We start from the raw sequence: 24,993 nt of genomic DNA on the forward strand, positions 1-24,993 counted from the left end.
CGTGCCGACGCCGAACGTGCCACCATGAGCGACCAAGGAGGCCTCGACAAAGACAGGTTCACGCTGTGGATCAGGTCCGAGAGTGACGCAACCGGCACAGGATTGTTGCTTACGTAGGCGGAAACGATATCGGCGGTTAATTCGATCAGGTTGATGGTCTCGTCGGCCAAGGGCTCTCTCCTTTGAAGCATCCAGCCTTCCTAGCTTTTGGCGAAAGGCCAATCAACGGCGGGCCGGCCGTCGAGATCATCTCGCACAGACCCACTCTAACAAGCCTGCGCCTTCTTTGCCGACGAACACGTCGGTGATGCCGGCTAGCGCTTCGCTGATCTGATTGACCGCAACTTGCGAGACGCGGGCATTAGCTGGACCAGAACGCTCAGCCAAAATCCATCCCGTTATACCACACCTACAAAATGCGAGGATCGTCGGATGATCGCCAATCCAGCGATAGAAGTATCGCTGACCCGACTGGATTGACGCGAGAGCGTGCGCGAGTTCTTCGCCGCCCCTCAGGCAGTTGTCGAATTCATGCCCGGCTTTTCGAAGCTGCTCAGCTGTGGTGATCGGAACGAGGTCACCAACCTGATCAAACGGTGGGTCGGGGAACGGCATGAGGCCAAGCAAATTGGCGAGGATAGCTGCCGCCTGGCGGCCCTGAGAAACGGCTCTAACCAGGTGCTGATCATCGTGGATCGGTGCCAACTGTGCGATCACCCACAGCAATTCAACCAGCGTCGGGGCGGGTATCTTGCACTTCAGAAGCACACGGAAGACTCGGTTCGACACGAGCATGGTCGAGGCTGATGCCAGTGAGACAAGGTCGTCGTCCCGGATTTCGGTCGCCTGAAAGATGTGATCTGCCAGCGGCCTACATGCTGAAAGCGCCTGATGAAGCGCCACATAAACGTGTTTTGGCCTAGCATATGGTCCCAATTTGCTGAGTGCCGGGACCATGCCCGCAGGGGAGGAGCCGAATGCGTGCGTGAGAATCTGCCGGGACTTGGAGAAGGTCAAAAGCCGGTATGTGTCGGCAACATCGCAGATGGCGGTGCCATGAATAGCAAGCCACGCATGCCAAGTGTGCCGCCGGCTATCTGATGCGAGCAGGTACTCGCAGATGCGATCACTCTGCCAGATCGAGTGAACCTGATCGCTGTCTTGCCGCGCCAGTAGAGCGATCATCGAATTGTCCGACAGATTGCGGACGAGCTGCGTGTTATTTCGATAGTGATGCATGGCTATCTCCTGATAGCCCGCTTTCCCCATAAACATCCTCGTCGACAACCGCAGGATTTCGAAGCGCCGATCTACGGAGAAAAACAACGCTTCTAACGCTCATTTTAGGCTGTAGAAGCCGGGTTAAACGCGGACTTTGCGCCGCTTTTCGTTAGAAACGCCGCTAAACAGCGAGGAAATATGAAAATCTGTCTCAAGACATGTCGTTGTCGATAGTCGGTTGCTAGGGGATAGCCGCCCATCAGAAGCACGTTGATGGAGCCGGCGATGGATTACCGACTGATGAAGACGCTTGCCTGTGACGCAAGGCTGAAAATCTTGGACTACCTGAACTACCCTGAGGAGCATTTCCCTGACGTTCCCGATGCGGCCGACACCGGGCTGACGAACAAAATGATTTCGAGCAAGCTTCAGATCACCCAGGAGTCCGTTAGCCTTCACATGAAGTGGCTGACGAAGACCAATTTGGTCACGTCAACGCGGGTCGGTACCCGTATTTTCTACAAGCGGAATGAGGACGCGATCCAGAAGGCGATCGGGTCCCTGATCGGCATCTTGTGACGGTCAGGCATATTGCCGGCCAGCTTACCCGCTGTCATCCCGATGAGCATGGCAGTTATGAGGGGTAGTGGATTGAGCCCTTCTGGCAGCGGTGCCATCTGTACTGGTAATGGGATTGGCCTTCTCTGCCATAGCACCACTTCACCGTTGCAAGCTGATGGGCCAGCGTGTCTCTGACACCGCACGCCTTGAGGGTTTTAGGATCATCTCCGGAGCCGCCACGGCAATTCTCGTTAGCTGCCTCCCACTGACGAATCAGCTTCGTCGGTGGGGTTGCCCTTTTGGTCTCGGCTTTCGTGCCATTTTCACTGTTGGCAGGAACGATCGGAATACCGGGAAGGTGTTCGGTACGTTGAATGAGCTTGCCAGTCGGACCCTTAACCTCGCAGGCAGTCAGTTGCTGACCGTCAATTCGTATCGTCTGCTCGCTCTCGACATCCAGTATGAACGAACGCTGGAAAGGATTTCCGGTTTCCAGGCAATCGGCTTCGACCACATAACGATTTGTCCGTAGCTTGCGTACCGAAGCGACCACGCACCCCACTTCGGGAACTTCATACGCGTGGCCGCCTTTCGAGACCGAAAACTCAATCGAGTCCAGTTCCCCCTTACGAAACTGCTCGCACGCATTGGCTGACATCATATAGGCGCCATCCCCAACCGGCAGCGGATCAGACGCGTGGGCTATCGGCGCGCCGGCCATCAAGGCTACCAGTGGGAGCGCCGTTTTAATCGTATTGCTGGTTAGGAAGCGCGTGGAGAGGACATCCATCGGACAGCCTATCAATAGTAGTAGCGCTTGTTTCGGAACAGGTACATCAGGATGTACGCCGGAATCCAAAGCCCGCCAGACAGGATCACCAGAAGGACATGCATCCAGTGGGGGAATCGCCTCAACATCGTCCCGACCCCAGAAGCAGCCGCAGCAGCGGCAGCTCCGCCGCCGGCATTCATGAACACCTGAGGGGTGTTCCGCTGGCTCTTTAAAAGCTCGAGTTCCCGCATCTGCGGATCGAGGATTTCCCCGCAGTGCTTGCACTTCTTGGATTTCGGATTGATCGGCTCCGCGCAATACGGACAGTCGATCGTTGCGGCCGGCGAAGCGGTCTCGTCCATTAGTCCCCCAACAAGTCTGATACCCCGAGGAGATAAGCTCCTCAGCCCATAATCATGGTCTTATATTACGTGGTTTCGGGCAAGGGCAACTGATTGCTTCCTGAAAATGGAAGTGCAGTCATTAGTCGCCTGGAATCTCCGGCGCTTACGGGTTGAACGAGGCATCTCGCAAGATGACTTGGCGCTCTCGGCTGGCGTTGAACGGGCTTATGTCGGATATCTGGAGCGCGGAGCGCGCAACCCAACCATCGTCACGCTCAACAAGTTGGCTGATGCCATGAGCATCCATATTTCACAGCTGTTTCGGGAACCGGTGGACGGGGAAGCCGTACCGACCACGCTGAAAGCCGGGCGAAAAAGGACAGGCTAGCCGTTCTGGCTGGCATTGAGGGGGAACGAATGGCGCTAAGCCCGAAACAAGACAGCCAACTAGCCTGTGAACTGTTGAATCATTGCGGGCGAATCCAGCGGGAAACATCCTACAATCCGAAGGAGCTTCGAAGAATATTGGCATCTGAAGGCGCGCAACGCACTCTCGCACAGATAAGCAGTCACGAAACCACGGGGTTAGCTAGGCTTTATGAGTTGGGGCGTCCTGACTTAGCCATAGAGAGATACGTGTTGGACAGCCAGTGGGTCACAGTCCTCGAACCAACTATTGTGACACAGTGTCGGGTCAACCTTGGACTGGTCCGATAGTCGGCTGTCCTTCCTTGACCCGACTGCTGTGGCGGTGCCTATTCCCCCAACCGCGGAATAGGCGATGGGTGCTCAGCGTCCCTTCTTGAATCGAGCCCTGACCTGCTCTGACACAGTCGCCAACTGTACGTCGAATGCTCCGTCCACAGCGGCTACTCGGGCCTTCTGAAGGGCATCGGTGACGCCTGCAATATCCGGGCATGCGAACGCATGCTTGCCTTTGGCAAGCTCCAGGGGGATTTTGCCGTACTTGATTGCCAGTGTCGGCTTGCCGTCGATCCCAATTGTCCACCAGCGGCCACGGAACTTTCGGCCGACGTTTTCCGGTTCGGCCATATACAGCTGATGGTCGATCTGCATTACCAGCCTTTGCCGCCGCTTGGATGCAGGGTCCGATGCGTCCTGCTTCGGGGTGGCGACCAGCTTCAATCCTTCGAATGCCATTGTGATCTCCTTCCTTGTTGATCGACAACAGCATCCCGTCGAACGGCCGAGAAGGTCAACGCGACGCGGTTCAGGCATCATTGCAGCAAACTTTTTTCAGCGCTCAGCAGCGGGTTTTGACCGCCCTACTTTTTTCGGCGGCAGGGGTCCGCACAACCCACTGATATCTCGGTGGTTTCTGCGAAATAAATTAAACCAATATACTATTGGTTTAATTTAAGTATATATTCGCCAAAGTCGCCGATATATTGCGTTTTAAACCAATTAATGCTACGTAGGCCTAAGTGATAAAGCGGCATCACATTTTTAAAAATTCATATTTTCAAAAATTCCAGCATCCCGCTGGGCCACCAAACCTAACTTAAAACCCAAAATCAAAGGATCTTCTCATGAATGGTTTCACGACCAAACCCCTCCGTTTGTCCATAAACAAGCGGCTCATTAACAAAGACGAACTCGGCGATACCCTAGCAAGGGCCGAGGGCTTCGAACCGTGTCAACTAAATGCCGACGAGCTGATCGCTCACATTAAGCAAGGTCACGCATATTGTGCCGAGCTCAACGGTAGACGGAAAGCCGACAACTTTGTCGCGACAGACATTTTGTCGGTGGACATTGACGGCGGCACGACGCTCACGGAGGCCATAGAGCACCCCTTCGTCCAGGCGCACGCGTCATTCCTTTATACGACGTGCAGCCACACCCCCGAAGTGCATCGCTTCCGGATCATTTTCGTCCTTGAAGAGACCCTCTTGAACGCTCACGACGTCAAGGCGGCAACGCGCTCACTTGCGCTGAAGCTCAACGGAGACCCGAAGGCAGTTGACGCTGCCCGCATGTTTTATGGCAACACAGGCGCGCAGATCACCCAAATCGGAATGACGCTGCCATCTGCGATCGTAGACGAGCTGATCGAACAAACCGCTGCCGCAGGGTTCAAGGACCGGTCTCTCGGTATTGTCGGGAGCGGCCGATCCACCATCCAATTGCCGGCAGACTTGGTTGTCCATACCGCGAAGGGAGACGACATACTCCTCGCTAGCGCGCCAGCCAAGACCGAAGTGCACTGCCCGGTTCACGACGACAAGAACCCCAGCGCCTTCGTCGTTGAAAACGCCAGCAAGCAGAGCAAAGGGGTGTATTGCTCCGCTTGTGGAGTGACGCATTGGCAGGGGCAAGCCGATCAATACGACTTTAACAGCTTCGAAACGGCTGCAAGGAACACGCTGGATTTCTCGTTGAAGCATATGGACCAGAGGCCATTGAGCATAGACGACCAGGCTATTGAGGGTCTCAGGACGGCTACGATCGAATTTCGAAACGAGCGTTTCCTCGGCGATGTCGCGGTTCGCGGTGAAACGACATACATTAAGAGCCCGAAGGGATCGGGCAAGACCGAACAGCTTGCGAGAATCGTTCAATCCAATAAAGGGCGTGTCCTTTTGATAGGTCATCGGCGAGCTTTGATCGATTCCATGTGCCAGCGCTTGGGTCTCGCTTGTTACCTTCACGATGACAAGGTCGACGAACCCCTCTCCATTCGCCGCAAACGCTATGGCATTTGCTTGGACAGCATAACGAAGGTTGTCGCTGAACAATCCTACGATCTCGTTGTGATCGACGAGTCTGAGCAGGTGCTGGCGCACTCGCTTTCAAGGACGCTCGATGGCAAGCGGCGGCACGCTCTGTTTGCGCTGATCAATATTCTGAGCCGGGCCAAGCAGGTAATCGCAGCTGATGCGGACCTGTCCTGGACGTCTTTCTCCTTCATCAACCAATGGGCTGAACGGCTGAATGGCCGAAGGCGCACTCAAATCATCATCAATCAGCACGTATCGCCGAAGGGCAAGATCGAGGTCTTTACGTCCGAACAGCACTTGATCGGCGACTTTGTCACCTCACTGAAATCGAGTAAGCGATGCTTCTTCACGGCAAATTCTAAGGAACGAATCCAAGAGATCGCTACCCAAGTCAGGGAGGAATGCCCAGACGCCCCGATTCTGGTGATCACCTCCGAAGAGACGGCAGTGAAGGACCCCGCCGCAGCTGAGTTCATTAAGAGCCCCGCTGTCGAGGCGAAGAAGTATCAGGCGATCTTGTGCTCACCGTCAATCAGCTCGGGCGTTGATATCACCTTCGACGGTGACGAATGCTTCTACGACGTCGTGTATGGTTTGTTCGTGCCGCAGGTGTTGACACATTTCGAGTGCGATCAGCAGCTGGGACGCGTCCGCCATCCGAAACAGGTGAAGGTCTTCATATCGCCCGCGAAGGGTGCATTTGAAACGAACCTAGGCGTGGTCAGTCGGGATGTGCTCACAACGTACCTCATGGATGCGACTATCGATGGATACACCAACGACGCCATTCCTCAAGCCATCTATCGTCCTGACCAGCTGACGGACATTGCTGTGGCAATCATTTCACATCAGCGCGCTTCGAAGAACGACCTGTGGCGCAATTTCCTCCACTACAAGAAGCAGCAGGGTTGGGAAATTGAACATGTCGGCCCAGATGCCGATCTCATTCACGTTGGCGTTGGCATTCTGGGTGCCGGCAGGGAACGTCGCTCGCAGTTCCAAGTCGATCGTCTTATGCGTGCGGAGCCGCTCTCGAATGACGAGTTTGAGCGAATCGAGCGACGGATCAGAAATTACGAGTTCGCTAGCGATGCTGATCTCGCTCGTTACGAGCGATCTGCAATCGAAGCGTTCTACAACACGGCGATCTCTGCCGAGTTAATCTCACTCGATGACAGGGGTCGGTTCCGTTCGCGCGTGAGCTGCTTCGAAACGATGCTTGATCGAACTACGGCAATATCGCTTCGCGATGGGATTGGGGATGCAAAGCGCCGGGACCAGATGGCTATGTTGATCCCGAATGCGAATGCCTCACGCATCTTGCTAATGGAAACCCTTTCCATGACCCCCATCTATGGGAGCTTTGTCTTCAATCCTGAAGCCGAGTTCAGTAAGCTTGGTCTCCAACCCTTCATTGAGTGGGTGAAGAGAAATCGGATTGCGATCCAGCAGCAGTTCAACATTGCGATCCACAAAAGCCTTGAGGGCAACCCAATCACCCAGCTGCGACCATTTCTGGCCATGGTTGGGCTTGACCTGGAAAAGCTTCCCAAGACTCGTGCTGGCGGTCCCACGGTCGTTCCGTACCGGATCAGTCAAATCAGCTTGGATCAGATGATGGAAATCTCTTCACGTCGGCAAATCCGGGGGGACTCCGAACGTCCCAAACTCGCCGCTTGAGGGGACTGGCACTCGATTAGCTATATCAACACATGCCCTGTCCCCCTCTCTGTTAGGGGGGGTGGGGCATCTTCCTTCCGAGCACGTTGAAAGACGGACATTCCAACAACTTCAGGCATTACCCTGCAAACCTATTCTCACGATGGGAAACCACACCAAGCCACACACGCAGGTTTGACGGGGCTTCTCTTCAACTGCGGAACTCCGCGCAGGGTGGTAGTAGGGCCATCCGGATTTCCGATGCTGTCGGCACACCCGATTTGCGATCGCGTCTTCACCTCAAAAACATTCACGCACCCTGCCTGAACCCTGTCTCAGTTCAGCGTTTTCTCGACCTGAAATGGCAGCACCCTGAAATCGTCAGCGACTTTTAGCTCATGATTATTGTGCACCATGAATTTCGCCATGTACGATGATGCACGACTGTCACCCGTCGAATTTCGATGGTCATGGTCGAGCTGCTGGACATCTAGCTCTCGAATCGAGAACCGTTCTTTGATGGATGCGAGGCGTTCTTTGTCGGCTAACAACGTTCGAAATCCATCTGTAGTTTGGTCGGTGAAAATCCAAATTGAATGAATATGAGCGTTCTCTAGCTCCCCCATCGATCTCCAGTATCTCGATCCGTTCACGTCCAGACAACCGATGGCCAGAGGTTTGAGGTCATGGAATGAGGGTCGATGGTAGTTCCGTCCAATTAGGATACGGCAGATCACGTTGTACAGGTCCTGGAACGTGTCCATCTCCGTTTTGGCGCCTGAGCCGTCGACCAGGGCGGAATCTTCCAGCCGCTGCTTGCGAAGGCTGTGATCGAAAGAGATCGTGATGAAAAAACCATTCCGTCCTTTGAAGAATGATGTGGGTTCGTATTTGCCTTTGCGAGCTTCGATGAACTGCTCGATCCTGTCATCGAACCAGGATGCATATTGAGATGGGATGGAGGGTGGAGAGGCGTGTGGGTGGCTTTTCAGCATGTGAGTTGTCTTCTGTCATAGGGATATAAACCCATCGAGTTGACGGGTTGAAAATGCGTTTAGGTGTCTGAAGTCGTGCGAGGATAGCCGTCGGCACGGCTCAAATGCCGATGTCGAATGTGAATTGGAGCAAATGGGAAAACGGAGCAGATCGGTTCTGGAGGTTCTAAACGTAATGCCGGATGATCGGCACCTCTATTTAGTGCGACGGACATGCCGGTATTGTTGGCTCGCCTAGAGAAACTTTGTCTTATTGGACCGAGGCGGGCTTATCGAATACGTTATGCCACCCGTCCGATACACCGAGTGGAATTCCGCGATCGCTCCCTGAAACGGCTCCGCTGCCATTAACGAGTACCTCGGCGACGAAGTCCGTCGGATTGTCGTTGCTCAAGACGATCCTTCGAGAAATACCGTCAGCGAGTACCACGGTGAAGCTACGATTGTACCGCTGGGCTTCACTATTTGTGCGTTCGATCGCGTCGAGAATCTGGCGACTTTCGCCCAGGTCAACATTGTCGGTTTCAAGAAACTCTTTGATCCGCTTGATTTTAGGTCGCGCTCCCTCAACCTCCAGCCTCAATGACATAATTACCATCCGCAAACGATTGGCGACCGCAGCGCGACGATTAAAAATATCCGGTGCGGACATATCCTGGATCGTCTCGATCAACGATCTCAATTCGGAAGCCGTGATTATTGGCCTGGCCTGAGCAGTCGACATTTGCTTCCTAACGTCGCTTGCTAGTTGTTCCTCTTGACGATTTGGCTTTCGCATTCGTCGAGCTTGCCCATTATGAATGCCATCGATGCGCCCGGACTGGTTAGAAGCTCAAATATCCGTTCGCGCTTTGCTCGGAGCTGGAGGATCTTTTCCTCAATGGCGGAGACCTGCTGTTCAACCGAGGCCCGTTCAGAATTCTCAGTCGCTGCGTTCAAAGTGGCTGTGAGGTCGATCTCCTTGACAAAGTACAGGAACGATGTCTCGAAATCGGAGTATTTCCAACTGCTGTTCACGCACCCCAACTTGCGTACCGCATTGGTACATCTGAGTGACTGTGTGCCTTTCGGCGGCAAACCCTTGTGGACGAACCGCATTGGGGCACCGCAATAGTCGCACTTAGCTATCTTGGTAAAAAGGTTCCGGAACTCAGGGCCTTTCCGTCCAGCGCCTTCGACCAACCTCTTTCGCCGAGATGCCTGGATTCTAAGGAACTGGGCCTCCTCGATAATTTTGGGAAAATAGTTCAGCACCGAGTCGCCGAAGGGAATTCGTTCTCCGTGCTCATCAAATCGATGAGGTTGGAATTCGCCCAATACGGCGCGGCTATTCAGAATTTTGGTAGCGTACGACTCATGCCAGCCATTGGACTTGGTGAATGTTGGCACACCTGACTCATTGAGACGCCGTGCAATCACGTATGACCCGTGCCCAGCGTCCGCCATTTGAAAAATATGTCGAACGACGTCGACGCGCTCGGAAATGACGTCAAATTGGGTGCGATCTTCGCGAAGTGAAAGCCATGCTGGGGCAACCCTTGTGAGCTTCTTGTTTCCAGCGTTTTGCCGCTTGTTGGCCCAGGCTGCACCTACACGGATGCTCTTGGTTTTTGACTCCTCGTAAGCTCGTCCAAGCACAACGACCGAGTAGATCACATCGGCGAAATTGGTGTCTCCAGCCCGGTAGATGTGATTGTCTGCGAGGGTTACGACGTTGATCCCGCTTTTCACGATATCGAAAAACACCGGGACGGAATCAAGGACTTGTTGGCGGCTTATCCGGTCCAATGACTCGACGAGCAGGTAGGACCCTTTGGCAATGTCTCCTGCCTTAACTAGGTCGAGAAATCTGCCCAGCGAACCGGAGGTGACGTTGGCACCTTTGAAAGCCGATACGCCAATATCCTCAAGCTTGAAGTCTTCGATGAGTCGCAGACCATGCTGCTCGGCGTACCTTTTCGAGGCTTGTTCTTGCCTGCGGAGGCTGTCACCCCGCAACTGAATATCTGTCGACATTCGAATGTACGAATATGCCGCCGGTCCGGAGCTTCCTGGTTCCATGAAAGAGCTTGTAAACCGGCCCCGATTCCAGCTCAACGTACCGGTGAGAAATTAATTAATCCACCCTACCATCTGCATGTTGACCTTGCCGGGCGCGATCATCACCTGCACGTCGACCGGCACGGCCTCGATGCCCTGGAAAGCGACCGTACGAACCCGCGCCACCATATTCTGCCCCCGATGCCGGCTCGCCCCAGCCCTTGTGAACAATCCGCGAGCGACGTCAGCTCAAGACAACCACAGATTTCAGGCTTAGGCAAGAACAATACAAGAACAAAGGCAAACGGGTGCATACCGTCGGATGGGGTCACTGTCGTCCGTGTCAGCCTGTTGCCTTGTGCGCGGGTCTTCCAGTGTTCGCAACGCCCCGGATTGAGCGGCACGGGATGAGGGCGAACGCGCGGCAACCCGCGCCGGAAACGGTCGGTCAGCGCGCGCTGTTCACCGCCAGGAAGGTGTTCCATCCCCGCTGCTTCCTGCCGACGCGGAAGCTGTGGCTGACAAGCTCCATGCCGGCGGCCTCGATGCGCGCGGCGAAGGCGTCCTTGCGCCAGTCGACAGTAAGGTATCTGCCGCCCGTTTCGCCGTCGCCGTCGCGCATCGAGACGACAAAGGCACCGCCGGGCCGCAATGAACGCGCAATCTTCGCCAGGACCTGGTCGATCTGGTCGCGAGGCACATGGATCAGCACGGCGAGCGCCACCACCGCGTCGTAGGGACCGCCAAGCTCGTCGGTGATCACGTCGAGGCGTTCGCCGGTCTTGCCGCGCGCCGCCTGCAGGTCGAGAAAGCGCCGCGTGGCGTCGGTTCGGCGGACCTTGACGCCAAGGCCCTCCAGGAAATCCGCATCGCGGCCCGGTCCGGACCCGATCTCCAGGACTTGGCCGCCCGGCCCGATGATCGCCGCGGCGCGCTCGAGCGCGGCCCGGTCGTTCGGATGCGGGATATGCCCGACAATCTCGTCATAACGGACCGCGTAGTCCTCGTACGACTCGATCGTCCGGCGGCTCTTGTGCCAGGGTTTTCGCCGGTATATTCATCGTTCCCTCCTGTCCCTGTCCGCCAGATTGCGCTCAGCGGATACTGCCATAAGGCGCGTGGCCGTCGAGCATGCCGATATCGCGCTTGAGATGGTCGGACAGCCCACGCTGGTCGAGCAGGCGGGGCGACCGCCTGCTATCGCTGACCGACAGCCCCCGATCAAACCCGGAACACCTCCGGAACCTGTAACCGCCCCGGTTGCACAGCGCTTGTATGCGGTTGCAGAAAGCGGAACATGGTTAAGACAAAATGAAAACAGGCTGTTCGGCCCGGCGCCGCCGGAGAAGAGCGGGCACAGTCAACAGGCATTTTAGAAACTGCTTATAATTGTATGCCGGCCCCATTTGGGATATGAATCCGGTCGCGGTTCCGACAATCGCAACGTCAGGCTCCGCGTCGAGTACAGGGAGGATGACATGGCCGGTGTGGAAGTCACCAAATTAGCGTCCAAGTCTCACAACAGCCCGGACGAAGTTCGCACGCCGAACAAGACGCGCGTCGAAGTGGTGCGTCTTCCCGGCTATACGTTGGGCCGGCTCAACATGGAGCCGGGCTGGAAATGGTCCGAATGCGTGAAGCCGGTGGTCAAGACCGACAGTTGTCAGGTTTCGCATGTCGGCTACGTCGTCTCGGGAACCATCACCGTCAAAATGAATGACGGAACCCAGAAAACCTTCGAGCAAGGCACGTCCTATACGATTCCGCCGGGCCACGATGCCTGGGTGGAAGGCAACGAACGCTTCGTCTGCATCGAAGTCATGAGCGCCGAACAGTATGCCCGACCATCGTAGGATATAGGCGCTATTTCCTGCGTTTGCCTTCGACGGCGTCCCAGAACAGGCTGGCGATGTCGGCGCCGCCGAAGCGTTGCACTTCACGCACGCCGGTCGGCGAGGTGACGTTGATTTCGGTCATGTAGTCGCCGATGACGTCGATACCGACCAGGATGAAGCCGCGCTCTTTCAGCGACGGTCCGATGCGGGCGCAGATTTCGCGCTCGCGTTCGGTCAGCTCGGTCTTCTCGGCGCGGCCGCCGACATGCATGTTGGAGCGGGAATCGTGCTCGGCCGGCACCCGGTTGATGGCGCCGACCGGCTCGCCGTCGATCAGGATAATGCGCTTGTCGCCCTTGCGCACATCCTTCAGGTAGCGCTGCACGATATAGGGCTCGCGAAACAGCTGGCCGAACATTTCGAGCAGCGAGGCGAGGTTGCGGTCGGCTTCCAGCAGATGGAAAATGCCGGCGCCGCCATTGCCGTAAAGCGGCTTGACGATGATGTCGCCGAACTCCTTGCGGAAGGCGGCCACCTCGAGCGGATCCTTGGTGATCAGCGTGTCCGGCATCAGGTCGGGAAACTCGGTGACGAAGATCTTTTCCGGGCTGTTGCGCACCCAGGCCGGGTCGTTGACGACCAGCGTCTTCGGATGGATGCGCTCGAGGATATGGGTCGTGGTGATGTAGTTCATGTCGAAGGGCGGATCCTGGCGCAGCAGGATGACGTCCATCTCCGACAGGTCGGTGCGCACCTTTTCGCCCAGCGAGTAGTGGCTGCCCTTCTCGTCGTGCACCTGCATCTCCTCGACGCGGGCAAAAACCTTGCCGTCGCGCAGCGACAGCCGGTCTGGCGTGTAGTGGAACAATTGATGGCCGCGCCGCTGCGCTTCGAGCGACAGCGCGAACGAGGTGTCGCCGGCGATCGACACGGTGGAGACATGGTCCATCTGGACGGCGATTTTGAGCTTCATGGCGGATCCCCAACGCAGTCAACGCATGCGATATAAGGGTCGCGGCGCCTTCTGCCAATCGGGCCACGCCGCTAACGGTCGAAGACCAGCCGCGAGTAACCCAGGAAGGACAGCGTCATGGCCACCAGCGATGCGATGGCAAGCGCGCCCAGTGGTGGCGCCGCCGGCAGCACCAGCAGGATCGCCGAGTAGACGGCGTAGTTGACGATGCTGGTGGCGACGCCGACGCCGCCATAGCGGGCGCCTTCCTGTGTCACTCCCCTGCTCGACGGCGAGAAGGTCAGATGCCGGTTGATCTGCCAGGTGACGCAGAGCGCAAGGCCGATCGAGAGCATGCGGCTGACGAAGGGCCCGAGCGGCGTGACGGCGAGTAGCAGCCACAGCGCCGCCGCGTCGGCGACGAAACCGATGCCGCCTGCGAAGACAAAGCGGACGACGCGTTGCATCGTTCAGGCCGCGCGGGAGGCCTTGCCCCGTTCAGGCTTCCGAACCAAATCGCCCGTGCGGCGCTCGACCCGGCCCGAAGGCATGGAGAGGTAGAAGATCCGCTTCTGTTCGGCGCGCCCACGCGAGACCGAATCGAGGATCAGTCCGGTCACCGCCGCCAGCATGGACAGAAGCAGCAGCCCGACCGACAGCACCCATGTCGGCATGCGCGGTACAAGGCCGGTTTCGGCGAATTCGACCAGCACCGGCGCCATCAGGAACAGGCTCGAAGCCAGGAAGAACAGCGAAAAGGCGCCGAAGAAGCGCAGCGGCTGCGTCTCCTTCATCAGCATGGCGAACATCCACAGGATCCTGGCGCCGTCGCGGAAGGTCGACAGCTTCGACGACGAGCCTTCCGGCCGGCGTCCGTAGTCGAGCGCGATTTCGCTGACCGGCAATTTGAGCTGCGAGGCGTGCACCGACATTTCGGTCTCGATCTCGAAGCCGCCGGACACGGCGGGAAAGCTCTTGACGAAACGCCTGGTGAAGACGCGGTAGCCGGAGAAGATGTCGGTGAAATCGTCGCCGAACAGCCATTTGTAGAGGCTGTTGAAGACACGGTTGCCGAAGGCATGGCCGGCGCGGCCGGCATCGTCGGTGACGCCGCGCCTGGTGCCCACCACCATGTCGCAGCGCTCGGTCAAGAGCGTGTTGATCAGTTGCGGTGCGTCTTCGGGCGCGTAGGTGCCGTCGCCATCGGCCATCAGATAGATGTCGGCGTCGATGTCGGCGAACATGCGCCGCACCACATTGCCCTTGCCCTGGCGCGGCTCGCGAACCACGATGGCGCCGGCCGCGCGGGCGCGCAGGGCCGTCAGATCCTTTGAATTGTTGTCGTAGACATAGATGGTTGCCGCAGGCAGCGTCTCGCGGAACCGCCGCACCACCTCGGCGATGGTCAGCTCCTCATTGTAGCAAGGCAGGAGCACGGCGATGGTGGGTTCACGGCTGATGTCTTGCGGCATTTTCGTCTCCGAATGCCTTGTCGACCATGCGGCCGCGCTCCGGAAACCGGCCGCGTTCAGGCGGTTTTACTATTTATTGAAGCCGTTAAGGCTAGGTTTAAGACCGACTTCACGAGTGTCGATTGGCCTGGAAAGGCCCGGCATTCACGCCAAGGGCGATCGGGATGGGCACGGCAAGGGGAACTTCCACCTGGAAGTCCGATATCGGATTCGCGTTGCTTGCCGCCTTGCTGCTGCTGGCGCTCGAGGTCCAGCAGGGATTCCCGCAACTGGCCAATCCGGCGGGCGACAATGACAGCCTGCTGCAATTGGTCGAGGTCCGCGACCTGCTGGCGGGCCAGGGCTGGTTCGACCTGCACCAGTACAGGATGGGTCTCGAAGGCGGCTTCGTCATGCACTGGTCGCGGCTGCTCGACGCGCCGCTGGCGCTGAGCATCCTTGCCGTTTCGGCCCTGACAGGCAGCACCGCCATGGCCGAACATGTCGTGCAGATACTTTGGCCCGCCCTGCAGTTCTGGCTCGCGATCTTCTTGACCATCCGCGCCGCGCGCGCTTTCGCCGGCCCGTCCGCTGTGTTGCCCGCCGCCGTCGTCGGCGGGGCGGCCTTGTATTACATCGGGATTTTTTCTCCCGGCGCGCTCGATCATCACAATGTCCAGTTGATGCTGACGCTGGCGAGCCTCGCCTTGCTGCTCGAGGCGCCAACGCATCGGCCGGCTGCCCTCGTCGCGGGCATTTGCGCCACGCTGACCCTCGCCATCGGCATGGAAAGCGCGCCCTATGCCGGAGCCCTCGGCGCCGTCGTCGCGCTGTTGTTTCTCGGCAATCGGGAGGGTGAAAGGCTGATCGCCAGGGATTTCGGCCTCGGCGTCGCCGGCGCCTCGGCTCTCATCTTCGCCGCAACCATCCCCGTCTCGTCCTGGGGCCAGGCCCAATGCGACACGTTCTCGGTCGTGCAGTTCGCCGTCACCGGGCTTGCCGGCGCCGGTTTGGCAATCATTGCTTCATGGAAGGCCGCCAACGCGACGGCCGCCCGGCGCCTGATGTCGCTTGGCCTGCTCGCCGTCGCTGTCGCTCTCGTCGTGGTGCTCGTGTTTCCGCAATGCCTGGCGGCGCCCTATGCCCATCTCGATCCGCGCCTGCAGCAAATGTGGCTCGGCTATATCGAGGAGGCGCAGTCGATCGTCCAGCTTGTCGCCGGCGATCCGGCCAGGGCGGTGGCGCGTTTTGCCACGCCATTGGTGGCGATCGTTCTGACGGCGCTCCGCTTCAGCCATGGCGGCTGGCGGCGGCAGGACAGCCTCGTCGCCGCACTGCTGGTGGTGGCGGTCCTGGTCAGTGCCTGGGAAGTGCGCGGCTCGACCTTCTCCATCGCCTTCGCGGTGATCCCGCTTTCGGCCTGGATCACCAAATGGCGGCAGCGGGCAGAAGCCAGCCCGTCCAGTGGTTCCGTGCTCAGGATGGCGGCGGCCTGGCTGATCTCGGTCAACGCCATCTGGTCGGGTGCCGCTCAAGCGGCATCGAGCGCCTTCGCAACCGCTGCTCCCGCCAGGGATGCCGGTGTCGATGCGCCCTGCAACAGCAAGGCTTCGTTCGCCGTGCTTGGCGCGATGGCCCCCGCCACGGTGCTTGCCATCTCCAATCTTGGCTCGCCGATCCTCGCCTTTACCGGTCATCGCGTGTTCGCCGGGCCTTATCATCGCAACGTCGCCGGTAACCTGCTCGTGTTCGACGCCTTGCTGGGCTCGGCCACCGACGCGAAAGCCGTCGTCGAAAGCCACCATGTCGGCCTTGTCGCGCTCTGCCGCGGCAACCCGGAAAGCCGGCTGTTCGCGGCCAGGGCGCCGGACGGTTTTCTGGCCGGTCTGATGCGCGGCAGCGTGCCGGAATGGCTGGAGCCGGTGGCGGAGACCAGGGGCAGCCCCCTGGAACTCTACCGCGTCCGGCTCGGCGGCTGATCCAACCGGCAGCCGCTACTCCTTCCGATACAAGATCATGCCGCCGTGATGCAGCACGCCGTCGACGAACCTGCCATCGGCGGTGAATCCGGCATCGTCCCAATAGTCGATGTGATTTCCCCGGACTTCGTAACGCCCCGATACGCGCTTTCCCGGGTCCCACGCGCTTCGTCGTAGCGGCCATTTGGAAGCAGCTTGTGACGGACATGACCATCGGCTGTCACCCACATGCCGGCATAGGGATGGCTTTGCGCTGGCTGAGCTATGATTTTCTGGTCGGTGTTCTGGTGCCCATCCTGGAGACCTACTGCCCACGCTTTGCCGGCTTCTATCTTTATTATCCAGGCCGTCGCAACCTGGCGCCGAAGCTGCTCGCCCTTGTCGATCACCTGCAGCGCTTCAGATAGCATCGTGGGATCGTTCGCGAGTCTCGAAAATCGGTTGGCGCGATACGTTTCCTAAAGGGTTTGCTGCCAGTCTCGAAATAAATTCCGACGACAAAAGCAGGGACGAGCAGGGACACCGATGCAAACTCCGTTTGGCACCGGTCAGGCAAACAGGGAAAGCACGGATCTGGCGTTCACCGATCCGTTGACCGGGCTTGGCAATCATCGCCGCTTCTTCGACAAGGTCGACCGCCTGATCAGCGACCGCGCCGACGATCCCGCACCCTTCACCGTCGGCATTCTCGACCTCGACGGCTTCAAGCCGATCAACGACCTGTTCGGCCACAAGGCCGGCGACGACATCCTGATCCAGGTCGCCATGCGGCTGCGTGCCTCGATGGACGGTCATTCGACGGTCTGCCGCATCGGCGCCGACGAATTCGCCTTCCTCTATCCCCTGGTATTCTCGGAAGAGGCGGCGGCGGAAAAATCCCGCATGCTGATCGAGATCCTGTCGGCGCCCTATGATGTCGGCGAACGCACCGCCAGGCTTTCCGCCTCTGTCGGCTGCTCGCTGTTCTATTCCGGCGACGAGACCACCGAGATCCTCATCAACAAGGCCGAAACGGCGCTTTACCATGCCAAGCGCTCCGGCCGTGGCCGCGTAGTCGTCTACACCCGCGAGATGGAAGAGGCCGCCAAGCGCGTCACCCGCATCGAGCAGGCGCTGCGCCGCGCCGTCTCCGCCGGCGAGGTGGAGCCGCATTTCCAGCCGATCGTCGACCTCACCACGCGCCGCACCATCGGCTTCGAGACGCTGGCGCGCTGGACCGACCGCGACCTCGGCGCGGTGCCGCCGACCGTCTTCATTCCGATCGCCGAGGAGCGCGGCATCATCGGCCCGCTGTCGCAGCTGGTGCTGCGCAAGGCGACGGAAGCCGCCAGGAGTTGGCCGAAGGACCTGTTCCTGTCCTTCAACCTGTCACCCTCGCAGCTCGTCGATCAGAACACCGGCCTGCACATACTGGCGATCCTCGACCGCACCGGTTTCGATCCGCGCCGGCTGGAGATCGAGATCACCGAGACCGGCCTGATGAACGACCCTGCCTCGGCCGCGCAGATCGTGGAGGATCTGCGCCGCGTCGGTATCCGTGTCTCGCTCGACGATTTCGGCACCGGCCAGTCCTCGCTCGGCCGCCTGCGCGAGTTTCATTTCGACAAGCTCAAGATCGACCGCGCCTTCGTCTCCTCCATTCTCGACGACCGGCCGTCCGAACACATCATTCGGGCCATTCTCGCCATGTGCGAAGGGCTCGGCATGGACGTGGTTGCCGAAGGCATCGAAGAGGAAGCGCAGGCCGACCGGCTGGTCCAGTTCGGTTGCGCCGGCGGGCAGGGCTATCTCTTCGGCAAGCCGGTCGATGCCGACGCTACATTGGGCTACCTCCGCGATTCCTTTCGTGGCGCCTTGCGCGCCAAGGCGATCTGAGCGGCTAAATTCGGCGATGCCGGCCAAGCGGCGATGCCGCTGGCGGGTCTCGCGCCATCGCCAGGCCTTTTTGTCCGACATAAGCCCGAAATAGCGTCTTTTCGCCCTTGCCCGCCGGACGTGTCTGGCTAGGATGCGCGCCGGTTGACCCGGGAGACGAAACTCATGATGCCATCGGCGCGTTTTGCCGACCTCGAAGGCGCTTCGGTGCTGATCACCGGCGGCGGCTCCGGCATCGGCGCGGCGTTGACCGAAGGATTCATGCGCCAAGGCGCCAAGGTCGCCTTCCTCGACATCGCCGACGCGCCGAGCACCGCGCTCGCCGACCGCATCGAGAAGGAGCTCGGCCACCGACCGCTCTACCTCAAGACCGATCTGCGCGACGTCGAGGCGCTGCGCGCCTCTGCGGCAAGGGCGGCCGAGGCGCATGGCGACGTCACCGTGCTGGTCAACAACGCCGCCTGGGACGAACGCCATGCCGTCGAGGACGTCACCGTCGAGTTCTGGGACAACAACCTCGCCATCAACCTGCGCCCGCATTTCTTCACCGCGCAGGCCGTGGCGCCGGGCATGAAGCGGGCCGGCGGCGGCTCGATCATCAATTTCACCTCGACCTCCTACCTGATCAACCATCCAGACATGCCGGCCTATACCGCCGCCAAGGCGGGCATACTCGGCCTCACCAAGGGGCTGGCCGGCAAGCTTGGTCCCGACCGCATCCGCGTCAACGCCGTCGCGCCCGGCTGGGTGATCACCGAGCGGCAGCAGGAGCGCTGGGTGACCGAACAGGCGCTTGCCGCCCATGTCGCCAAGCAATGCATCAGGGACGTCATGCGGCCGGACGACATGGTCGGCACGGTGCTGTTCCTGGCCTCGGACGCCTCGCGGATGCTGACCGCGCAAATGCTGATCGTCGATGGTGGCTTCCTATGAGCCCAGCCAGCAACGTTCCGGCAGTCGCGGCGCTCGATTGGGGCACGACCCGGCTTCGGGCCTGGCTGATCGACGGCGGCGGCAAGGTGCTTGCCGAGCGTCGCGGCGACGATGGCCTGATCACCGCGCGCGAAAAGGGCTTTGCCAATATCCTGGAGGGCCATCTGGCGGCGATGGGAGCGCCGGAGGAATTGCCCGTAATCATCTGCGGCATGGCCGGCTCCCGCCAGGGCTGGCTGGAGGCGCCCTATGTCAGCGTGCCGTCGCCGCTCGGCGCCATTCTCGGCGTCGCCGCCCGGGTGCCAGATCAGAAACGCGACATCCGCATCGTCCCCGGCCTTGCCCAGCGCCTGGCCGACGCGCCCGACGTCATGCGCGGCGAGGAGACGCAGCTTGCCGGCGCTGGCCTGCCGGCCAGAGGCCGCGAACTGGTCTGCATGCCCGGCACCCATTCGAAATGGGTGCTGGTCGAGGATGGCGCCGTCGCCGGCTTCGGCACCTGGCCGACGGGCGAGCTGTTTTCCGTGCTTGCCGCGCACTCGATCCTGCGCCATTCGCTGGGCGAACATCCCAGCCCGGTTGCTCCCGACAATCCGTTCTTCCGCCGCTGGTGCGAAACAGCACTGGGCGAGGGTGGTGATGTCACCTCGCGGCTGTTTGCCATCCGCGCTGCCGGCCTGCTCCAGGATCTCAAGGGCGATGATGCGGCCGCCTGCCTGTCGGGCCTGCTGATCGGCGGCGAGATCGCCTCCGCCCGGCGCCGCCATGGCGCCGGCGCGACATCGGTCGTGCTGGTTGCCTCGGGCGCGCTGGCGGTGCTTTACCAGACTGCGCTCGGCCTTGCCGGGCTAGGTGTGCGCACCGTCGACGCCGACGAAGCAGTACGCGCCGGGCTGATCGAGGCCGCGCGGGAGAATGGCATGATTGCCAGAAGTGGAGCCGCCATATGAGCCAGACCGCACCCTTTCCAAAACTCAAGCGCGGCCTGGTCGCTATCCTGCGCGGCCTCAAGCCCACTGAGGCGATCGCCATGGGCCAGGCGCTGTTCGATGCCGGCATCGAGGCGATAGAGGTGCCGCTGAACTCGCCCGAGCCGTTCTCGTCGATCGCCAGGATTGTCGAAGTGCTGCCGAAAACCGCCCTGGTCGGCGCCGGCACGGTGCTTACGGGGGCCGACGTCGACAATCTTCACCAGGCCGGCGGCCGGCTGCTGGTCAGCCCCAACATCGATGCCGAGGTCATGGGCCGTGCCAGGACATACGGCATGGTCACCATGCCCGGCGTGTTTACCCCCACGGAAGCCTTCCAGGCGATCCGGCTCGGCGCCTCGGCGCTGAAATTCTTTCCCGCCAGCGTGCTCGGCGCATCGGGTATTTCCGCGATCCGGGCCGTGCTACCGGCGCAGACGCTGGTCGGCGCGGTCGGCGGCGTTTCGGACAAGGACTTTGCCGGCTACAAGGCGGTTGGTGTGACGGTCTTCGGACTTGGCTCCAGCCTGTTCAAGCCAGGCATGAGCGTCGATGACGTGGCGGCGCGCGCTCACGCCGCCGTCGCTGCCTGGGACGTAGCATTCGGAGACGCATGATGAACGAGGTTTCGGTTTTTTCCGATCATGTCTGCGAGCTCGGCGAAGGGCCAAGCTACGATCCCGCCACCGATGCGCTGTTCTGGTTCGACATCGTCAACGGCCAGCTCCTGGAAAAGCCCGTGGCCGGTGGTGCGCTGAAGATCCACGAGCTTGGCCAGATGGCGAGCGCCATCGCCATCATCGACGACAAGCGCCAGCTGATCGCCACCGAGACCGGCCTCTTCGTCCGCGACGTCGCGACCGGCCAGATGACGCTGCATACGCCTGTCGAGGCGGACAACCCCCTTACCCGGTCCAACGATTCCCGTGTCCATCCCTGCGGCGCCTTGTGGATGGGGACGATGGGCAAGAGCGAGGCAAAGGGCGCCGGTGCGATCTACTGGTTTTTCAAGGGCGAACTGCGCAAGCTGTTCTCCGGCATCACCGTGTCGAACTCGATTTGTTTCTCCGGGGATGGCGCGCTCGCCTATTATACCGACACCTCGACCGGCCTGCTGATGCGCGTCGCCTGCGATCCGGCGAGCGGCCTGCCCTCTGGAGAACCAAAAGTGTTCGTCGACCATCGCTCGTCCAAGGGCTATGTCGACGGATCGGTCGTCGACCGCGACGGCGTGCTGTGGAACGCCGTCTGGAGCGGCAAGGCGGTCAAGGCCTATTCGCCCGACGGAACATTGCTGCGCGAAGTTGCGATGCCGGTGACGCAGCCCTCGTGCCCGGCCTTTGTCGGCAGGAACGCCGACCGGCTGGCGGTGACGTCGGCCTGGAAGGGCAAGGACGACAAGCAGCGCCAGCTCGATCCGCAGGCCGGCATGACGTTCGTCCTCGATATTCCCGTCAACGGCCGCTTCGAACCGCGCGTGCTGATCGCCTGAACAGGCCGGGCGATTGGCTCCGCGCATATCTATCGTGGTGCTGTCACGCAGGCGTCCGGCTTGAGTCGGTTTCGCGAAAGCCGTTTGCGTCGGCCGTGCGATGCTAGGTGATCGCACCGCCGGGAATGTTCGTCTCATGTCGAGTCACAAGCCAAAGCTGATCCTCGTTCACGAGCCGGTGAAGGCCTGCTTCGACCGCCTGGTCGCCGACGGTCACGCACCGCAGCGCGCGGCCGAGATATCGTCCTATCTGGCGCAATCGACCGACCTCGCCCCCGAATTCGACGCGCTGGCCGCCGCCTGTGACAGGCGTGGCCTCACCTTCGCGGCGGTGGAGCTGGACCATGCCGCGAGCGCGCTCACCGAAGCCGATCCTTCCACGACGCTGGTCTGGACGCTGACCGACGGCATCGCCTATTTCCGGGGCGGCGCCGCACCCGCGCTGGCTCGGCTCAACGGAATGAGGACGATCGGAGCGGACGATGCGCTGTTCGCGCTCTGCCAGGACAAGTTCCGTTCCGGCGCCGTGCTTGGCGCGCTCGGCCTGCCGGTGCCGCAGGCGGGTCTTGCCCGGAATGGAAACTGGCTGGTCGAGCCGCCGGCCTCCGCCGCCGGCTGGTTCGTCAAGCCCAACAGGCTCGGCGCCAAGATCGGCATCTGGCCGGATTCGCGCGTAACCGATCTCGGTCACGCGCTGGAGCTTAGCCGGCGTGTTTTCGCGGCCTATCGCGATGATGTCGTCGTCCAGCCCTATGTCGCGGGCCGCAATGTGCGCGCCAGCTTCCTTGGGCTGACGCCGCAAACCGGTGCCGAGGCGCTTGGCATCGCCTTTGTCGAGTCAGGCGCGGATTTCCAGACCATGGCCGACAGCCTGGCGCTTTATGGCGACACCGGCGAGGCGGCGAAGGCCGCTGGGCATTATGCCGAACCCGAACTCGCTCCGGTCGCAAACAGTCAGCCGGTGGCCGATGCCAGAATCCACACGATTGCCAAACGGTTGATGGACGGGCTCGGCCTGCGGGACGTGTTTTCCGTCGACCTGCGCGTCGAGGCCGACGATACGGTTCATCTCATCGAGTTCGAGGTCTGCCCCGGCCTGCCGTGCTTCGATTTCCGCGCTTATTGCCGCCAGCAATGGGGGCTGGAACTCGTCGACGCGATGGCGGAAACCGCGGCGAACAGGCTCTTTCGCTAGACCCCTTCCACCAGCACGATCTCGCCGTCGGCCACCTTCTGGCGGATCGTCACTGCGCGTTGATATTCCGGCGAATGGTAGCAGTCATGCGCGGCGGCGAGCGATTCGAACTCGATGAGCACATTGCGCGCGCGCCCTGGGCCCTCGGCTTTCTCATGCTCGCCGCCACGGGCCAGGAATTTCGCGCCGAAGCGCTCGAAAGCCGGCTTCGCCGCCGCGACGTAATCCTTGTAGCCTTCCGCGTCGCGCACATCGACGCGGGCGATCCAGTATCCCTTGGGCATTCTTCTTCTCCCTATTCCTTACGCCGAGCGCATTTCGTCGAGGATGGCTTCAGCCGCCGCGCGTCTGTCCGCCGCAGCGACGATCGGGCGCCCGACGACCAGGTGGCTGGAGCCGCTGCGAATGGCTTGCGCAGGTGTCATCACGCGCTTCTGGTCGCCATGATCGCTGCCCACGGGGCGTATGCCGGGTGTCACCACCGCCATGTCGGGCCCGACGAGGCGGCGCACCGCTTCGGCCTCCGCGGCCGAGCAGACGATGCCGCCCATGCCGGCATGCAGCGCCTGTTCCGAGCGCCTCAGCACCAGCGTGTGCGGGTCATATTCATAGCCGGCATCGATCATGTCCTGCTCATCCATCGAGGTCAGGACGCTGACGGCAAGCAGGCAAAGCTCGCTGCCGCGCGCTGCCTCCACCGCCGCCTGCATCGCCTTGGGATAAGCATGTATGGTCAGCATGGTCATGCCCATCTTGACGATGTTCTCGACGCCTTTGGCCACCGTGTGGTCGATGTCGAGCAGCTTCATGTCGAGGAAGATTTTCGTTCCGCCGCTGGCCAGCTCCCTGGCGAAGTCGAGCCCGCCGGCAAAGGCCAGCTGATAGCCGATCTTGTAGAAGGAGACGACACCGTCGAGCTCGCGCACCGCCTGCTCGGCCTCCGTCACGGTCGGCACGTCGAGGCCGACGATCAATCTTTCCTGCATGGATTTGGCCTGCATGGGGTGAGCCTGCATGGTAGCGGCAGTCACGCCTCGACCCTGGTCGACAGCATGCGTGAGGTTTCGATCAGCGTGCGGCATAGGTGCTCCATCGATTTGTGCAGTCTTTCGTCACGGAAATGGCCGTCCCCATCGAAGGCGTCGCCACCCTCCGGCACCGAGCATTCCGGCGTCACCACCTCCATCCGGCAACGCACCAGCACGGCGCGCAGATGATTGATGCAGCGGATGCCGGCAAAATGGCCTTTGGAGGACGAGCAGAGGCCGGCGACCTTGCCGGCAAGCGGCCTGACCGTCTGGCCGCCATCCCGTCGCACCCGGCTCACCCAGTCGATCGTGTTCTTGAGCAACGGCGGGATGGAGCCGTTATATTCAGGCGTCGCGATCAGCAGCCCATCATGGACGGCGATCAATCGCGCCAGCTTCTGGGCGTTTTCAGGGATGCCATTTTCCTTTTCCAGGTCCTCGTCGAGGATCGGCAAGGGATAATCGGCGAGCGAAATGCGGGTCACCTCGGCGCCTTGCACCGCAAGTTCCTTCTGCGCCACGTCGGCGGTCCTGCCGCTATAGGCGCCGCTGCGCACCGAGCCGGCGAAGACGAGGATTTTCGGGATGATCGGCATCGAGTCTCCCATGCTGTCGCGGCAGCTATAGGCGATGCACGGACTGAATCAAATAGCCAAGCTCATATTGTTGCCGCTAGACACGGAGGCGCATCATGGACGTCGGAGGCGCGGCGATTTCAAAGTTCAGTATCGGCGGGGTACTCCAGTTCAAAGACCGCTTGGATGACTGCTTGCCTACCTTTTGCCGATCTCACGGACATGGCCATCCACATCCGTCCGCCATCTTTCGAGGCAACAAGAATCTGAAAAGGCTGTCCTTTATAGGAACCACCAGAGTCAGAACCCCATCGCCCTTCTCCCCTCGCGAATCGACCGCCAGCCTGGTCTGGAACAACTGTTGCCGTCCATCCGTT

At 60.4% G+C, this 24,993-nt stretch carries 24 protein-coding genes and 5 pseudogenes; 12 read left to right on the forward strand and 17 right to left on the reverse strand.

Annotated elements, in window-relative coordinates:
• Positions 1-41 precede the first annotated feature (41 nt).
• Both O7B34_RS15995 and O7B34_RS16000 read right to left on the reverse strand, forming a co-directional pair.
• Positions 42-191: pseudogene (locus O7B34_RS15995) on the reverse strand (MucR family transcriptional regulator); the annotation flags it as partial.
• A 55-nt stretch (positions 192-246) separates the two neighbouring features.
• Positions 247-1,239: a hypothetical protein gene (locus O7B34_RS16000; protein WP_337146952.1), complete on the reverse strand. Its 993-nt coding sequence runs from the start codon at positions 1,237-1,239 to the stop codon at positions 247-249.
• Positions 1,240-1,506: 267 nt separating this feature from the next.
• Here O7B34_RS16000 and O7B34_RS16005 point away from each other — a divergent pair, with 267 nt between their 5' ends.
• Positions 1,507-1,800, forward strand: a complete 294-nt coding sequence (locus O7B34_RS16005; RefSeq protein WP_337146954.1) for an ArsR/SmtB family transcription factor — start codon at positions 1,507-1,509, stop codon at positions 1,798-1,800.
• A 55-nt stretch (positions 1,801-1,855) separates the two neighbouring features.
• Here the strand turns inward: O7B34_RS16005 and O7B34_RS16010 are convergent, their stop codons facing one another.
• Positions 1,856-2,572: a hypothetical protein gene (locus O7B34_RS16010; RefSeq protein WP_337146955.1), complete on the reverse strand. Its 717-nt coding sequence runs from the start codon at positions 2,570-2,572 to the stop codon at positions 1,856-1,858.
• An 11-nt stretch (positions 2,573-2,583) separates the two neighbouring features.
• A complete protein-coding gene (locus tag O7B34_RS16015) occupies positions 2,584-2,916 on the reverse strand; it encodes a hypothetical protein (protein WP_337146956.1) in 333 nt (110 codons plus the stop codon).
• Between the two features lie 106 nt (positions 2,917-3,022).
• Here O7B34_RS16015 and O7B34_RS16020 point away from each other — a divergent pair, with 106 nt between their 5' ends.
• A complete protein-coding gene (locus O7B34_RS16020) occupies positions 3,023-3,286 on the forward strand; it encodes a helix-turn-helix domain-containing protein (RefSeq protein ID WP_337146958.1) in 264 nt (87 codons plus the stop codon).
• A 401-nt stretch (positions 3,287-3,687) separates the two neighbouring features.
• Here the strand turns inward: O7B34_RS16020 and O7B34_RS16025 are convergent, their stop codons facing one another.
• Positions 3,688-4,059: a hypothetical protein gene (locus O7B34_RS16025; RefSeq protein ID WP_337146959.1), complete on the reverse strand. Its 372-nt coding sequence runs from the start codon at positions 4,057-4,059 to the stop codon at positions 3,688-3,690.
• 389 nt (positions 4,060-4,448) lie between these two features.
• Between O7B34_RS16025 and O7B34_RS16030 the strand changes: the two genes are divergently transcribed.
• Positions 4,449-7,319 (forward strand): plasmid replication protein, CyRepA1 family, encoded by a 2,871-nt coding sequence (locus O7B34_RS16030; protein ID WP_337146961.1) that lies wholly within the window; start codon positions 4,449-4,451, stop codon positions 7,317-7,319.
• Positions 7,320-7,633: 314 nt separating this feature from the next.
• On the opposite strand, the gene O7B34_RS16035 is transcribed toward O7B34_RS16030, so the two are convergent.
• The 5 genes and pseudogenes from O7B34_RS16035 to O7B34_RS16055 form a co-directional block, all read right to left on the reverse strand.
• Positions 7,634-8,293 carry a hypothetical protein gene (locus O7B34_RS16035; protein ID WP_337146962.1) on the reverse strand — a complete coding sequence of 220 codons (660 nt, stop codon included), beginning with the start codon at positions 8,291-8,293 and terminating at the stop codon, positions 7,634-7,636.
• Between the two features lie 250 nt (positions 8,294-8,543).
• On the reverse strand, positions 8,544-8,966 hold the full coding sequence (locus tag O7B34_RS16040) for a hypothetical protein (protein ID WP_337146963.1): 423 nt from the start codon (positions 8,964-8,966) through the stop codon (positions 8,544-8,546).
• A gap of 71 nt (positions 8,967-9,037) precedes the next feature.
• On the reverse strand, positions 9,038-10,354 hold the full coding sequence (locus O7B34_RS16045; protein WP_337146964.1) for a recombinase family protein: 1,317 nt from the start codon (positions 10,352-10,354) through the stop codon (positions 9,038-9,040).
• A gap of 63 nt (positions 10,355-10,417) precedes the next feature.
• Positions 10,418-10,522: pseudogene (locus O7B34_RS16050) on the reverse strand (ATP-binding protein); the annotation flags it as partial.
• A 259-nt stretch (positions 10,523-10,781) separates the two neighbouring features.
• A pseudogene (locus O7B34_RS16055) lies at positions 10,782-11,394 on the reverse strand (class I SAM-dependent DNA methyltransferase).
• Between the two features lie 417 nt (positions 11,395-11,811).
• Between O7B34_RS16055 and O7B34_RS16060 the strand changes: the two are divergent.
• Positions 11,812-12,186: a cupin domain-containing protein gene (locus tag O7B34_RS16060; protein WP_337146965.1), complete on the forward strand. Its 375-nt coding sequence runs from the start codon at positions 11,812-11,814 to the stop codon at positions 12,184-12,186.
• A gap of 10 nt (positions 12,187-12,196) precedes the next feature.
• Here O7B34_RS16060 and gshB read toward each other — a convergent pair whose 3' ends face one another.
• The 3 genes from gshB to O7B34_RS16075 all read right to left on the reverse strand — a co-directional run bounded on the left by gshB (position 12,197) and on the right by O7B34_RS16075 (position 14,592).
• Positions 12,197-13,141: a glutathione synthase gene (gene gshB / locus O7B34_RS16065; protein ID WP_337146966.1), complete on the reverse strand. Its 945-nt coding sequence runs from the start codon at positions 13,139-13,141 to the stop codon at positions 12,197-12,199.
• A gap of 71 nt (positions 13,142-13,212) precedes the next feature.
• Positions 13,213-13,587, reverse strand: coding sequence for a GtrA family protein (locus O7B34_RS16070; protein WP_337146967.1), 375 nt, complete (start codon positions 13,585-13,587; stop codon positions 13,213-13,215).
• Positions 13,588-13,590: 3 nt separating this feature from the next.
• Positions 13,591-14,592 carry a glycosyltransferase gene (locus O7B34_RS16075; protein ID WP_337146969.1) on the reverse strand — a complete coding sequence of 334 codons (1,002 nt, stop codon included), beginning with the start codon at positions 14,590-14,592 and terminating at the stop codon, positions 13,591-13,593.
• 122 nt (positions 14,593-14,714) lie between these two features.
• Between O7B34_RS16075 and O7B34_RS16080 the strand changes: the two genes are divergently transcribed.
• On the forward strand, positions 14,715-16,550 hold the full coding sequence (locus O7B34_RS16080; RefSeq protein WP_337146970.1) for a GtrA family protein: 1,836 nt from the start codon (positions 14,715-14,717) through the stop codon (positions 16,548-16,550).
• A 15-nt stretch (positions 16,551-16,565) separates the two neighbouring features.
• Here O7B34_RS16080 and O7B34_RS16085 read toward each other — a convergent pair.
• Positions 16,566-16,888: pseudogene (locus O7B34_RS16085) on the reverse strand (Atu4866 domain-containing protein).
• Between O7B34_RS16085 and O7B34_RS16090 the strand changes: the two are divergent.
• The 7 genes and pseudogenes from O7B34_RS16090 to O7B34_RS16120 form a co-directional block, all read left to right on the forward strand.
• A pseudogene (locus O7B34_RS16090) lies at positions 16,829-16,957 on the forward strand (LysR family transcriptional regulator); the annotation flags it as partial. The pseudogenes O7B34_RS16085 and O7B34_RS16090 sit on opposite strands and share 60 nt — an antisense overlap.
• A gap of 118 nt (positions 16,958-17,075) precedes the next feature.
• Complete coding sequence (locus tag O7B34_RS16095; protein ID WP_337146971.1) at positions 17,076-18,425, forward strand: putative bifunctional diguanylate cyclase/phosphodiesterase; 1,350 nt, start codon at positions 17,076-17,078, stop codon at positions 18,423-18,425.
• Positions 18,426-18,590: 165 nt separating this feature from the next.
• The gene (locus O7B34_RS16100) at positions 18,591-19,358 is read left to right on the forward strand and encodes an SDR family NAD(P)-dependent oxidoreductase (protein WP_337146972.1); all 768 of its coding nucleotides are present in this window, start codon (positions 18,591-18,593) and stop codon (positions 19,356-19,358) included.
• On the forward strand, positions 19,355-20,308 hold the full coding sequence (locus O7B34_RS16105) for a 2-dehydro-3-deoxygalactonokinase (RefSeq protein WP_337146973.1): 954 nt from the start codon (positions 19,355-19,357) through the stop codon (positions 20,306-20,308). The genes O7B34_RS16100 and O7B34_RS16105 overlap by 4 nt, the downstream gene beginning before the upstream one ends.
• Positions 20,305-20,943, forward strand: a complete 639-nt coding sequence (locus O7B34_RS16110) for a 2-dehydro-3-deoxy-6-phosphogalactonate aldolase (protein ID WP_337146974.1) — start codon at positions 20,305-20,307, stop codon at positions 20,941-20,943. The genes O7B34_RS16105 and O7B34_RS16110 overlap by 4 nt, the downstream gene beginning before the upstream one ends.
• A complete protein-coding gene (locus tag O7B34_RS16115; RefSeq protein ID WP_337146975.1) occupies positions 20,943-21,818 on the forward strand; it encodes an SMP-30/gluconolactonase/LRE family protein in 876 nt (291 codons plus the stop codon). The genes O7B34_RS16110 and O7B34_RS16115 overlap by 1 nt, the downstream gene beginning before the upstream one ends.
• Before the next feature lie 136 nt (positions 21,819-21,954).
• A complete protein-coding gene (locus O7B34_RS16120) occupies positions 21,955-23,013 on the forward strand; it encodes a D-alanine:D-lactate ligase-like protein (protein ID WP_337146976.1) in 1,059 nt (352 codons plus the stop codon).
• On the opposite strand, the gene O7B34_RS16125 is transcribed toward O7B34_RS16120, so the two are convergent.
• Genes O7B34_RS16125 through O7B34_RS16135 form a run of 3 tightly spaced genes read right to left on the reverse strand, consistent with a single transcriptional unit; the run spans position 23,010 to position 24,637 of the window.
• Entirely contained in the window at positions 23,010-23,297 is a 288-nt protein-coding gene (locus O7B34_RS16125; RefSeq protein WP_337146978.1) for a DUF1330 domain-containing protein, read from the reverse strand. The two genes, O7B34_RS16120 and O7B34_RS16125, sit on opposite strands and share 4 nt — an antisense overlap.
• 18 nt (positions 23,298-23,315) lie before the next feature.
• Positions 23,316-24,029 (reverse strand): orotidine-5'-phosphate decarboxylase, encoded by a 714-nt coding sequence (gene pyrF / locus O7B34_RS16130; protein ID WP_181165994.1) that lies wholly within the window; start codon positions 24,027-24,029, stop codon positions 23,316-23,318.
• A gap of 11 nt (positions 24,030-24,040) precedes the next feature.
• On the reverse strand, positions 24,041-24,637 hold the full coding sequence (locus tag O7B34_RS16135; RefSeq protein ID WP_337141025.1) for an NADPH-dependent FMN reductase: 597 nt from the start codon (positions 24,635-24,637) through the stop codon (positions 24,041-24,043).
• Positions 24,638-24,993: the final 356 nt, after the last annotated feature.

It is taken from the genome of Mesorhizobium sp. Cs1299R1N3, from assembly GCF_037179625.1.
GTDB lineage: Bacteria > Pseudomonadota > Alphaproteobacteria > Rhizobiales > Rhizobiaceae > Mesorhizobium > Mesorhizobium salmacidum.